Origin of the sequence: Chryseobacterium sp. WG23 (genome assembly GCF_024586575.1) — a bacterium.
Taxonomy (GTDB): domain Bacteria; phylum Bacteroidota; class Bacteroidia; order Flavobacteriales; family Weeksellaceae; genus Chryseobacterium.
This window is the reverse complement of the sequence record NZ_JALCZE010000007.1, coordinates 36343-49226: the sequence shown is the minus strand read 5'-3', so window position 1 is coordinate 49226 and position 12884 is coordinate 36343. Positions and strand designations below refer to the sequence as shown.

15 protein-coding genes are annotated in these 12884 nt (G+C 34.2%); 8 read left to right on the top strand and 7 right to left on the bottom strand.

The window, feature by feature from the left end:
* The first annotated feature begins 125 nt into the window (after positions 1–125).
* From MP477_RS11990 to MP477_RS11980, 4 genes are all read left to right on the top strand, one after another.
* Complete coding sequence (locus MP477_RS11990) at positions 126–425, top strand: hypothetical protein (RefSeq protein ID WP_257190622.1); 300 nt, start codon at positions 126–128, stop codon at positions 423–425.
* 399 nt (positions 426–824) lie between these two features.
* Positions 825–941 carry a deoxyribodipyrimidine photo-lyase gene (locus MP477_RS22830; RefSeq protein ID WP_373567423.1) on the top strand — a complete coding sequence of 39 codons (117 nt, stop codon included), beginning with the start codon at positions 825–827 and terminating at the stop codon, positions 939–941.
* Between the two features lie 64 nt (positions 942–1005).
* Complete coding sequence (gene hemH, locus MP477_RS11985; RefSeq protein WP_257190621.1) at positions 1006–2034, top strand: ferrochelatase; 1029 nt, start codon at positions 1006–1008, stop codon at positions 2032–2034.
* Between the two features lie 62 nt (positions 2035–2096).
* The gene (locus MP477_RS11980) at positions 2097–2771 is read left to right on the top strand and encodes a MarR family winged helix-turn-helix transcriptional regulator (RefSeq protein WP_230041140.1); all 675 of its coding nucleotides are present in this window, start codon (positions 2097–2099) and stop codon (positions 2769–2771) included.
* Positions 2772–2807: 36 nt separating this feature from the next.
* On the opposite strand, the gene MP477_RS11975 is transcribed toward MP477_RS11980, so the two are convergent.
* From MP477_RS11975 to MP477_RS11950, 6 genes are all read right to left on the bottom strand, one after another.
* Positions 2808–3098 carry a hypothetical protein gene (locus tag MP477_RS11975; protein ID WP_257190620.1) on the bottom strand — a complete coding sequence of 97 codons (291 nt, stop codon included), beginning with the start codon at positions 3096–3098 and terminating at the stop codon, positions 2808–2810.
* Between the two features lie 148 nt (positions 3099–3246).
* Positions 3247–4251 carry an NAD-dependent epimerase/dehydratase family protein gene (locus MP477_RS11970; protein WP_257190619.1) on the bottom strand — a complete coding sequence of 335 codons (1005 nt, stop codon included), beginning with the start codon at positions 4249–4251 and terminating at the stop codon, positions 3247–3249.
* A 38-nt stretch (positions 4252–4289) separates the two neighbouring features.
* Positions 4290–5057 (bottom strand): succinate dehydrogenase/fumarate reductase iron-sulfur subunit, encoded by a 768-nt coding sequence (locus MP477_RS11965; protein WP_230041137.1) that lies wholly within the window; start codon positions 5055–5057, stop codon positions 4290–4292.
* Positions 5058–5426: 369 nt separating this feature from the next.
* On the bottom strand, positions 5427–6293 hold the full coding sequence (locus MP477_RS11960) for a cyanophycinase (protein WP_230041136.1): 867 nt from the start codon (positions 6291–6293) through the stop codon (positions 5427–5429).
* 19 nt (positions 6294–6312) lie between these two features.
* Positions 6313–7140, bottom strand: coding sequence for a hypothetical protein (locus MP477_RS11955; RefSeq protein ID WP_257190618.1), 828 nt, complete (start codon positions 7138–7140; stop codon positions 6313–6315).
* A gap of 6 nt (positions 7141–7146) precedes the next feature.
* The gene (locus tag MP477_RS11950) at positions 7147–7341 is read right to left on the bottom strand and encodes a hypothetical protein (RefSeq protein WP_230041134.1); all 195 of its coding nucleotides are present in this window, start codon (positions 7339–7341) and stop codon (positions 7147–7149) included.
* A 375-nt stretch (positions 7342–7716) separates the two neighbouring features.
* Here MP477_RS11950 and MP477_RS11945 point away from each other — a divergent pair, with 375 nt between their 5' ends.
* Positions 7717–8955 carry a cation:proton antiporter gene (locus MP477_RS11945; RefSeq protein ID WP_257190617.1) on the top strand — a complete coding sequence of 413 codons (1239 nt, stop codon included), beginning with the start codon at positions 7717–7719 and terminating at the stop codon, positions 8953–8955.
* 100 nt (positions 8956–9055) lie between these two features.
* Positions 9056–9508: an Hsp20/alpha crystallin family protein gene (locus tag MP477_RS11940; RefSeq protein WP_257190616.1), complete on the top strand. Its 453-nt coding sequence runs from the start codon at positions 9056–9058 to the stop codon at positions 9506–9508.
* A gap of 127 nt (positions 9509–9635) precedes the next feature.
* On the opposite strand, the gene MP477_RS11935 is transcribed toward MP477_RS11940, so the two are convergent.
* The gene (locus MP477_RS11935) at positions 9636–9989 is read right to left on the bottom strand and encodes a nuclear transport factor 2 family protein (RefSeq protein ID WP_230041131.1); all 354 of its coding nucleotides are present in this window, start codon (positions 9987–9989) and stop codon (positions 9636–9638) included.
* A 405-nt stretch (positions 9990–10394) separates the two neighbouring features.
* Here MP477_RS11935 and MP477_RS11930 point away from each other — a divergent pair, with 405 nt between their 5' ends.
* The gene (locus MP477_RS11930) at positions 10395–11039 is read left to right on the top strand and encodes a hypothetical protein (RefSeq protein WP_257190615.1); all 645 of its coding nucleotides are present in this window, start codon (positions 10395–10397) and stop codon (positions 11037–11039) included.
* Positions 11040–11406: 367 nt separating this feature from the next.
* Positions 11407–12846 (top strand): hypothetical protein, encoded by a 1440-nt coding sequence (locus MP477_RS11925; RefSeq protein ID WP_257190614.1) that lies wholly within the window; start codon positions 11407–11409, stop codon positions 12844–12846.
* Positions 12847–12884 lie beyond the last annotated feature (38 nt).

Below are 12884 nucleotides of genomic sequence, written 5' to 3'. Positions count from 1 at the left end.
AATTCCGAGGAGATAAAAACACAGCAGCCCTCTGTAAAATTTTATTTAAGAATATTTTAACACAATAATTGTTTTTTAGGCACGAACATTGTTTATTTATATACCAATTACTTAAATATCATATTATGAATAATTCAGATTATAACAAAGCAGGAAATGCAGTCGATCAAACTGAAAAGTCTTTAAAAAATGCAGCTGATGAAACAAAATGGAAGCTAAGTGAATTAGCGGAAAAAGCTAAAGATTATATCAATGAAAAAAGAGATAATGATCAGGAAGCAACTCAGGAAGATTGGATGGAAAGGGTAAAATCTAACTTTTCCGACGCCTGGGAAGACATTAAAGATAATGCCAGTGAAGCTTGGGAAAAAACCAAAGATGCAGCTGAAGATGTGAAAGCGGAATGGAGAAAGAAAACCAATTAAGTTAGTTTAACAAATGGCCGGAGTTCTTAGAGCTTCGGTTATTTTTATATTTGATATTAGTTTATTTATAATCTACTTTTAAACACTTACTTGTTTCCTGGACAATTATCATAGTAGCATCTTTTTTCAGCTCTATCATTCAAAGCACCTTGAGATCTGTAATTTCCAGACTGATAATTTTTTAGCAGATATCAGGTTTCAGTTCACCCTTTACGGTTCTCCAACTATTTCTTACTATTTTTTCTCCTGCTGAGTTCACATTCAGCTTTATAATGTCATCTGCTATTATTCCCTACTTATTTTTAAGCAATTATAAATCGTATTAATTAGTTTATTAATATTCTTTTAATTTATTTAATAGTATATTTGTGTCTTATTTAATAAACAGATCATGATAAAGTGAATATTTTCTGGTTCAGAAGAGATCTAAGGCTGGAAGATGACTCCGGACTCCATCATGCACTTGATAGGGAAAGAGCCTGTGATAAAGCACAAAAGCCAGAGAAAGAGCATTGAAGCTTACAAGGAAGCACTGGCAGAATAACCCATTATATACTACTCACTAACAAAATAAAAAAAATTGGCTAAAAAAGGAATTTTATTAATCAATCTTGGCTCCCCAAGATCAATTTCGGTAAAAGACGTAAAAGAATATCTTGATGAATTTCTGATGGATGAAAAAGTAATTGATTATCGATGGATTTTCCGGGCACTCCTGGTCCGTGGAATTATTTTAAAGACCAGACCTGCAAAATCAGCGCAAGCTTATAAAACGGTGTGGACAGACGAAGGATCTCCCCTTATTGTTATCACAAAAAAGATACAGCAAAAGCTGCAAAAGATAGTAGATATCCCGGTTGAAATCGGGATGAGGTACGCTGAGCCCAGCATTGAGACAGGAATCAGGAATCTTGTTGAAAAAGGAATCACTGAGATTGTACTGTTCCCCCTTTATCCACAATATGCAATGAGTACCACCGAAACTGTGATTGAAAAAGCAGAAGAAATCAGAAAGAAAAAATTTCCCAACGTACGAATTAATTATATCCAGCCTTTTTATAACCGGGATTTGTATATTGACTGTCTGGCGGAAAGTATAAAGGAGAAGCTTCCTGAAAATTTTGATGCCTTATTGTTTTCTTACCACGGGGTTCCCGAGCGGCATATTTACAAAACAGATCCAACAAAGACTTGTAATATGAATGATTGCTGCAGTAAAGATAATCATCCGAGTCATTCGTTTTGTTATCGTCATCAGTGTTTTAATACTACAGATCGGGTAATCAAAAAACTTGGATTAGAGAAAGATAAAGTTATTGTTTCTTTTCAGTCCAGATTAGGAAAAGACAAATGGATAGAGCCTTATACAGATCATACATTAGAAACTATTCCCGGTAAAGGAATTAAAAATCTTGCGGTTGTTTGTCCGGCATTTGTTTCAGACTGTCTTGAGACCTTGGAAGAAATATCCGTTGAAGGGAAACACCTGTTTCTGGAAGCAGGAGGTAAAAACTTCACGTATATATCCTGCCTGAATGATGAAGACCGCTGGATTGAAGTCATCAGAAGCCTGTGTGAAGAGCAACTCAATCAATTCTATTTATTATAGTTTTAAATATATATTGTATAACTTTTTAAGATTTAGGTATATTTGTAAACTATTTAACGGATATGAATTACACGCTTATTAAAGATTTTATAGACCTGCTGCAGGAGTTTGAAACGGAAGTCCGTGCTTGTCCTGATTTGTATCCGGGAACTATTCAGGGTTTTAAAGCATGGGTTTCCAATAAAGAGAATACTGAAGAAGCTCATCTTGAAGAGCCATACTGGGAAGGTAAGGAGAATGGAAGAACACCGGAAAGTGCTATAAGTACATTACTTGTTCATCTTAACCGATATGCGAAAACCTACTCAAAATCTGCAATTTCAGATTCTGAATTTTCTACTCAGGAAGACTTTATTTATCTGATTAATTTGAAGGTTTTTGGAGAGATGACCAAGATGGCGCTCATCAAGAAAAATATTCATGATAAGCCGGTAGGTATGCTTATTATCACAAGACTGCTGCGTCAGGGGCTTATTGAACAAACTGACTCTGATTTGGACAAACGAAGTAAATTAATACGCATTTCCGAAAGGGGACTGCTGATCCTGGAAAATCAAATGGAGAAGATTCGCCAGGCTACCCATATCGTTGCAGGAAATCTTAATCACAGTGAAAAGATGGATCTGATACGCATTCTTAATAAGCTGGATCGTTTTCATTATCCTATTTTTTCACAAAATATCCATTCGGATCAGCTCATCAACAAAGTGTATGATGATTATGATTTTAAAGTTTGATAAGTTCTGCAAATTAACAGGATAATGATCAGTGGCTTATTTTGATTTTGCAGGATGCGCACTGTCCGATACTGCCGCATTGATGTTACCGGTGGCGTTTCCTGTATTATTGTTGCTTGTTTTTCTGCCGCCAATATGAGTCTTTGTATTTATACTGTCACCACCTGCAGTGCTGTCTTTGGAAATTGGGGATGTTGATGCCGCTGTATCAGAATAATTACCTGGTGTATTGGCAGAATCGGTAACTGTAGTGTTTTCAGTTTCCCTTTTTTTACAGGCCAGGACTACAAAACTTAGTGCAATGATGGATACGAATAAATTTTTCATAAGCTATAATGATAAGTTAATGAATTCTATGAATACTTTGTCAATCAAAATTACATAGAGGTTTGTCACCAGTCTATGAGTGAAATCATAATTACATTATTTTAAAAGAGCAATCAAATAGCATGGATTTGATTTGAACCGATTGGCTTTATCCTTTTTCACTGAGAAAATTATTAATATGAAAAATGAGGCTGTCTTCCACCGTAATAAATTCATAATTTAAAGTTTTTACAATTTTATCATTATTCATTTTCTGAAACGATGTTAAAAATTCTATGTTCGCTCTGGTCAGTAATCTTAATTTGGGGACCAGTCCTCCCGTAATAATATTTAAAATTCTTCCTATATGTAACATATTTGCCGATAGTACAAAAGAATTATTTTTATTAAATTTCTTTTTAATCATTTTAGAAAGATCACTGTATTTTTTGTTCTCAGAAACAACAATGAAACGTTCTCCAAACATATTTTTTTCCATCAGTTCGATTGCTATTCTTGCCACATCTCTTACATCCACACATCCTGTTCCACCGGGGAAAGTGTAAAATTTACCGGCAAAAATCTGTAAAAGTTCACCACTGCTTTTTTGCCAATTGCCACTCCCTATAATCATTCCCGGATAGATAATAATGGTATGTAATCCCTGATAAAATGCTTCACGAACTGCATAGTCAGCCTTATATTTTGAGATAGCATATATTGTATTGTTTTTACCATTGATAAGATCAGAATTTTCATCAATCGGTTTATTGCTTTTTTCCTTATTAAAAATTGCTGCAGAACTTACATAAAGAAATTTCACATTATTGAAATATCTGCAGCATTCAATAATATTTTCAGTTCCTTTAACATTGATGTCAGTAACCTCTTTTTGCCTTTCCGGATCGTAGCTCACTTTTGCAGCACAATGATAGACTTCTTCTACACTTTCCAGGGCACTTTGCACACTTTTCTTGTTGTTTAAATCTATTGTCACCCATTCTATCTTATTAAAATAGCTTTCAGCATTTTCTGTATAATATTCTAATGATTTTTTCACTTCTTCCAAATCACTGGAGCTTCTTTTTGCGGCACGAACTATTTTACCTCTTTTTAAAAGTTCCAAAACGATTACCCTGCCAAGAATTCCTGTAGCTCCCGTTACTAAAATCATTATAAGACAATTGAAGATTAAACTTTAAGAATTCTGCTTTATTCTGTACTGAGCCAGGCGCTCATATATTCTCTATTCATTCTGGCAATAGTATCCAAAGAAATATTTTTAGGACATTCTACTTCACATGCTCCAATTACTGAACAATTTCCGAAGCCCTCCTCATCCATTGCTTTTACCATATTTAGAACCCTTCTTTTTCTTTCAACTCTTCCCTGTGGAAGTAACGCAAAATGAGAAACTTTAGCACCAACGAAAAGCATTGCGGCACCATTCGGACAACAGGCTACACAAGCTCCGCAGCTAATACAAGCTGCAGCGTCCATCGCTTTATCAGCATCAGCTTTGGGAATGGCAATAGCATTGGCATCCAACGTATTTCCAGAAGTGTTGGCAGAAATAAATCCACCTGCTGCCATGATCCTGTCAAAAGCACTCCGATCTGTAATTAAATCTTTAATAACAGGAAACGCAATGCTTCTCCAAGGCTCAACAATAATAGTATCACCATCACCAAACATTCTCATATGGAGCTGACAGGTTGTAATTCCTGTATCCGGGCCATGTGCTCTTCCGTTTATATATAAAGAACACATTCCGCATATTCCTTCACGGCAGTCATGATCGAAGGCGACAGGTTCTTTATTTTCACTAATTAACTGTTCGTTAAGTATATCCAGCATTTCCAGAAAAGACGAATCGGTAGAAATATCCGAAATTTTGTAAATTTCAAATTTCCCTTTTGTTTTTCTGTTTTTCTGCCGCCAGATCTTTAAAGTAAGAGATAAATATTTTCTGGTATTCATAGCATTCTTAAATTGGAGTATTAAAAATATAGGTAATAACATTACAATTTTATGAGTGATCTCATATTATGCTGAATAGGAGATCGAAATCCCTTATTTCATTATAAGCCTGTTTAAACTAATTAAAAATTTAGTTACAAAAGCTGGGTGAAAGGCTATAAACACTTTAGCTTATTTTAAGTTTAAACTGATTGAGAATAAAAAGTACACATAAGCAAAAAATCTTTGATTTTTTTTTTTTAACTTACATGAGTTGTATGGAGCTTATTTCAGGGCTTTATTTAACTTAGGTATTCAATAAACTTTGTGACTTTTGACTACTACAAAATAAAAAGTGTAAACAAGTTCTGTAAAAAGAAAAGTTTTATTTTACTCTTCTTTATTGTCATTTTTCTTTTCTGATAGTGCTCCTGCAAATACATTGTTGCTAAAATCAATTTTACAACCTTCTGTTAAAATATGAGCTTTAAGATTTTCTGCGTAAATAGGATAGCCTTTTTTTACGGTTTCTATATTTGTGCAGCCAATTTCTTTTGCATTAAAAATCCAGACCATTCCGGATCCGTAGCATGTTGCTTTACATCCCTCTTCTATCAAAAGGGCTGTATCTTCTCCAAGACCGATTCCCCAGCAATCCCGATGAGAGATTATAGCGTGTGCAAGCCTCCCGAATCTTGCCCGGTGTACAAAATGGGTGTCAATAATATAGTTCCCGATTAAACCCAACCCGGAATCAAGCTCAATATCATTTTCCAGGATCGCTTCACCATTAACTGCTTCCAGGATTACAATATTAGGAATACACATTGCTCCTGCGCTGGTTCCCGCAATCATAAAATTTTCCTCCTTCTGATATTTTTCCCTTAAAAGATCTATTAAAACAGATTGCTGTAACGTTTGACAGATCCTATTCTGGTCGCCTCCCGTAAAAAAGACTGTAGCAGCGGCTTTTATCCTTTTGAAATGATCATCTGTATGAATCTGGTCATCCCGGATATCCAGAAAACCAAAATTTGTATATCCGATATCTTTAAATGTTTTTGTGTAGGTTTGCTGCATGCTTTCGGGTTCAGAAGTTGCTGCAGTAATCACCTCAATCCGGTCATCTTTGGATTTTGCCAGAAGCTTAAGAATTTCATGGTGTGAAAAATTTTTATTCATTTTTTTCATTTCAGAAGCACTTCCATCCTTGTCTTCTTTACCACCGATAATCAATAATTGTCCTTTGGGTTTCATATGTAATATTTAGTTGAGATTATAGAATTATATTTCTGTTTGTAAAGTTTAAGCTGTAGGCAGGCAAATGATTCTTTATCGGATCTCCACTGATTAAATTGAGTACAGAGCCATCGGTAAGAATATGTCCTTTCAGATTTTTTTTATAAACAGAAGTTCCTCTTGTTAGGTGCTCGTTTTTAATATTTTTAGCATTCACTGCTATAATAGAATGACTGCCAAAACATGATGCTTTGTAACCTTTTTCAATGATTAATAACATGCCGCTTCTTAATGCCAAGCCTACATATTCCTGATGACCGAGAACTGCTTTTACCAAACTTTTAAATCTTGCTCCATGTATAAACTGGGTATCAATGATGCAATTCTTAATGAATCCAAGACCTGCAGCGGTATCTCCGGTGTTACTTATTATCAGTTCCGAAAGATACATTGCTCCTGAGTTGATTCCGGCAATGGTAAAGCTTTCTTCATGCTGGTATCGTTTGCTTAAAAGCTCCAGCATTACTGAGTTCTTTAAAATTTCACAGATTTTAAGATTATTATCAACAAAAACAACAGATTTAGCATCCCGTATCCTTGGATAATAATGATCTGTGTCCTGTTTTTTTTGAATATGAATAAACCCGACATTATTATAGCCTTGCTTTTCTAATGCTGTAGAATAAATCTCTTTTTTATTCGCTGCTAAATTTGATGTTGTGATTATTTCAATACGAACATTTTTTTGCTCAGACAGCAAGGTGAAAGCTTTAATTAACAACTGATAGGATGTTGACTCATATTCTGCTTTATAAATATCTGTATCATTACCACGAATGATAATTATTCTGCCTTTTGGAGTCATACATAACTATTCATTAGCAGTTTTTACATTAGTGTCTCTTTCCTGCTTCATGGTATCAGACATTTCATCCAGCGTTTGTATTGTATCCGAAGCTTTGTCATTTACTGATTCTTTTTTATTGTCCTGATTAATATACTGTGTCTCAGATTTTGTACAGGCGGACAGAGTGCTTAATAAAAAAAGATATAATACATATTTCATAATAATTAATTTAGGTACTACCAAACTTAGTAATCAGAAAATGGAAAATTTATGATGGAAATCACAATTACAAAGAGGGTGCTCCTTTGGTCCAGCCAAAAATGGTAAATATGTCACAAGAAACTGGCTTATGAATGTAATTAAAATTATATACATTACATATGATTAGCAGCATCTGTCATAAGTCAAATATTGCAACTAATAGTATTGCAATTTTGACAGCAATCCGGAAAAAATATCACAGCTCTTCAACTGGTATTTTTTTTGTTTTTTTCTTTTCCAGTCGGCCAGCTGCCTTAACACTACCGTTAAAAACGGATATTCCAGTTTGAATTTAAAAATTTGTAAATACTTCAATCTAATAGTTATAGAGATATGCTTTGGACAGTATGTATTTTGTGTATGACCATTTTAGGACTGATGTTTTTGCTGAAAAAATTTAATCAGCCCTATCTTATTGCTTATATTATCGCAGGTGTGCTATTGGGGCCCCATGCTCTCAAACTTTTTGAAAAGACTGAGGAAATAGAGGTGATCGGTGAGATAGGAATATTACTGCTGATGTTCTTTATAGGAATGGAAATTAATGTTCCCAATAAAAAGAGCCTTATCATTAAGCCGATACTGGCACAGAGTATCAAAGTAATGCTGAGCTTTTTGTTTGCCTATTTCCTGGGCGAGATACTTGAACTTGATTTTAAAAGTGTTCTGCTCATCGCAATCCTCTTTACGTTCAACAGCACAGCAGTTGTTGTGGAATTTATGAAGAGGCATGGAAAACTTCACAGCGCCTTCGGAATTATTATCCTCAATATTCTGTTATTGCAGGATCTTCTCCTGGCTCCAGTCCTGACAGTCCTGAAATTCTGGAACGGTGAAAAGTTCAACATCTTAAACTTTGCACTTCCCTTGGCTATATGTGTAGGAATTTTTTTGATATTCAGAAAAATAAGAAATCTGAGGAAAATCAGGTTTTCAAGCACCTTCCTTGAAAACGACCATGACCTGCAGGTGTTTTCGGGACTTTTCATCTGTCTTGGTTTTGGTCTTGTTGCAGAGACCGTTGGCCTGAGTGCTGCACTGGGCAGCTTTATCGCAGGGGTTCTGGTCGGAAAAATCCAGGCATTCTACTGGCTCGAACATTCCCTGCTGCCTTTTAAGGTCTTCTTCATTTCGCTGTTTTTTGTATCCATCGGTCTACGGCTGGATATTAATTATCTTTTATCCAATTACAAGCTTATCGTCATAGGTACCTTAGTGGTACTGGTAAGCAACAGCATCATGGCATCTATATTCTTCCGGATACTGAATTTCAAATGGGAGAACAGTTTTTATGGGGGTGCATTGCTTTCCCAGACGGGTGAATTTGGAATCCTGGCGCTTTCAATTGCTTACAAAACGGGTATGGTGGCATACGATCTTTATAAAGCCGGATTAGGTATTACCTGTTTATCTCTTTTGCTGTCTACCATCTGGATCAGCTGCGGTACCTCAATCAAGAATCGTAAAGCAACCCGCATTTACAAAGGAAGAAAAAATAGAGAAAAAGAGAGTGCAGATACCACTTTAAATACCACGGAAGATGAAAATTTGACAGCAATGCTAAAAAAATAAGACACTTTGGCAACTGGTATTTTTTTTGCTGTTTTTTATATACAGCTGGCCAGCTGACGTGTTATTAAATGATTGTTAAACTATTTAAAAGGAGATTACTATGAATAATCTAATGAGAAGAAACGGAAACAATAATGTAGGCTTTTCGAACATCTTTGATGATTTTTTTGGCCGTGAACTTTTTAACTGGGGCAATAACAATTACTCATCGACCAGTACTACGGTACCTTCGGTAAATATAAAGGAGAATAGCGATGCGTACGAGGTACAGGTTGCTGCACCCGGAATGGACAAGAATGATTTTCAGATCAAATTGGATGGTAACCTGCTCACGATTTCATCCATGAAGCATGACAGCACCGAAACAAAAGAAGATAATTTCACACGGAAAGAGTTCAGTTATCAGTCCTTCCAACGAAGCTTTGAGCTTCCGAAGGATGTGGTGGACCAAGATAATATAAATGCGAAATATGAAAACGGGCTGCTTATGCTAACAATTCCCAAGAAGGAGGATGCGAAGCAGAAACCACCGAGAATGATAGAAATCTCATAAAAAGAGAACAAAAATGGCTGCCACTGGCAGTCATTTTTGTTCTCAATATATAATAGCTATTTAATAAAGATAGCTAACTCTAAATTGTAGGATTGACTATCTTTATGCTTATCTACACATGATAATACTATACAAGTGGTAACCCCTGTAGTTTCAAAAAGCTCAGTTTATCCCAATAACCTCGCTGGAATATTATTTTATCATTGACAATATGAAAAAAGCCACATCCTCTTAAGCCATTGGGGTCTTTCCATTCCATGATGGCCCATTCTCCGTCCTCAAATATATTTTCAACGATACAAACCATTTTTGCGGCGGAAAATTCATTTGATAACATCGTGTAGATTGCTGATTTTCCAACGATAGGATCATTTGCAACCTGATGATTAACAGCGTCATCGGTGTATAGCTCCGCTAAACCGGCAGCGTCAGATGCATTAAAAAGGTCTACCCATTTTTCTAGTATTTCTTTTGGTGTCATTCTATGATTTTTTTATCAAAAGATAACTAATTTTAGAGGTTACTCCTAAAGTAAAATACAAATTCGCCGAAAAAGTTTACCTACCTGTATTGTTAATTTTCTGGCAACATCAAAATAATTACAAATACTGGAGATGGCTAATTAGCAAATCGAATATAAATAATAACGAACCGTCTTATACAGGACGTATATTCTTTACAATATTTAAGCACTGTATTTTTACTGCATTTGATTTTAAGTAATTTATAATCAGTTAGTTGTGCTGTGAAGTGTAAATGCAGTGGTTGTTTTTTTAGATCTTACTTCTAAATTTGATGCATTCTACTATACAGTACTACACCCTCTAAGTATTGTATAGATTTTAAAATAACCTTTTTTTTACATGATTCTAAAAACAGACAAATTATGAAACATTTATTAGTATTATTAGCCCTCCCTATCGGAGCATTTTATTACTCCCAAGTTGGAATAAATACTCCTTCTCCAACACAAACTTTAGATGTAAATGGAACTGCACGAATAAGGCAATTGCCATTAGCACCCTCGCTCGGAACAGCTAAAGTAATAATTTCACAAACCAATGGTGACGTATATCAAATTGATCCGGCAGTATTTACGGCGAGTCTTAAAATCCCTACAACTGTCTTAAGTGTCAAGCTAAATACACCTGGTAGCACTTTGCTTCCGGGAGGTAATGTAACTAATACTGTAGTTTTCGATACAATTGATATTAATCCTGCTGCTAGTATTGGTACCTGGAGCAGCAGTACCAATACATTTACAGTTAATAAAGAGGGTGTGTATCAGATTTCTGCAAGTATTCAATTATCAGATTTCAGCAATCCAAGTGCAAATTTTTCAATCAGAACCAGTTCTTATAATCAAAGTTCTGGAGGGCTTGTGTTAGCAAATAACAAATACGCGGTAAACCAGGTGCTAGCTTTAAAATTGAATCCGGGTGATATTGTAAACTGCACAATAGTAGCAGGAGGAAATGATACTTTTTACGAAGAAAAAGCCATAATGTCAATAATTTACACGCCTTTATAATCTATGAAGTCTTAAATGAACTAGCTTCATTTTATTTAAACTGTTTTTTTATACTGACATACCTATTTAATTTTTACTTTATTCACAGTATAAAATGGTGGTTGCAAAGTAGCCTTCGTTCATTATGAAATTTAAATTCAACTATTTTACCTTACAGAATTAATTTAGCAATTACTGCTGGTAATTATTATAAAAATTAATGACTGCCTGTATTATCTGGCTATCAAAATTTTGTGGTATTAGTGTGGTATTTATAATTTGTTAAATTTAAGTATATTTAAATAATTTAATATTATGATAATTTAATAGTAAGTATTTAAGTTATATTTTATATGTAATGAATTTTATAAACACAAACACTGCGAAAATGGATAAAGTAATTATTATGTTTTTTATTTTTTTTAAAAATAAAATTATATTGCTTTTCATTTTGTTTTCCACACAATTCTATGCCAGAGAATACACAATATCTGAAATTGATAAGCTTCAAAATATAGAATCTAAAAGGCTGAAAAAAATAGGAGACCACCGGGCAAGCGTTTTACTTGATCAAGAATTGGTTGACATTTCTAAAAAAATAGGATATAAGAAAGGAATTATCCAGGGGTACCTTAACATTGCTAATACATTTTGTACTCTTAATCAATATGAACAAAGCTTATCCTATCTTTTTGCCATTGAAGATGAGGAAATTAATGATCTTGTATTAAAATCTACTTTTTATAATGAGCTTGGCAGAAACTATTCTCATTTAGGGTTATATAAACAATCGAATGCCTATTTTGATAAAGCGATTAAATATGCAAATCAAGTTAATGTAAAAAAAAAGAGAGATGTTTTACTATACTTTGCATATGCTTGGAAATTAGGCAGTTTTGAGGAGCTACAAATAAATGATTCGGTACAGTCTATGCAGAAAAAATGTCTTAGCCTCTCTCCAGAGCCATTGTTGTTTATAACCATTGCAGATCGGTATTTGAAGAATAAAAAACTGGATTCGGCAGAATATTACGTTAAAAAAGCTTCATTATTAATTAATAAGTATCCCATCTTTCAGAAATCAATTATGCTTCAATTTTTTGGAAAGCTATACAGTGAGAAGAAAGACTACAAAAAATCTCTGGATTTTTACCTCCAATCTTTAAGTATTTCCGAAAAGATGGACCGAAAAAAGGATATGAGAGATACGTATAAGTTAATATATAAAACGTACTATGCACTTGGCGATAATAGGAAAAAAGAAATTTATCTGGAGAAATATTTAAATATAAACGATGAGTTGGTAAACCTTGAAAAAAAAGCTGTAAATATTCCATTAGAAAAAGTAATACATGAAAAGCAAAAAATAGAAGAGGGTAAAAAGAATGGTTTATATGGCGGTATCGGTGGTTTTTTGTTTTTTGTTACTTTAATTGTTTTTTTTAAGAAAATATATCGCGAACAAAATATAAGTTTATTAGCAGTTCCGCAGAATATAGAAAACTTACAAAGAAACAATGTAGGAATATCTTTAAGTGAATTGAAAGCGATGGCTATGAATAATGATTCTCTTTTCATGGTCAGGTTTGAAGAATTTCATCCTACTTTCTGTCATAATCTTAGATCGGAGCTACCACAATTGACGGCTAAGGATCTTAAATTCTGTGCCTTAATAAAACTGAATTTTTCTAATAAAGAAATAGCCCAGTATGACCATTTGTCAATTCGAACTGTGGAGTCGAAAAAATATAGATTAAGAAAGAAATTAGACCTTGCCCCTGACATTGATTTTAATAGGTGGATCAAGGGAAGAGAATATTTGGAGTGATTAGGATCCATCGAAATCAATTCGAAGTTTTAGAAAAG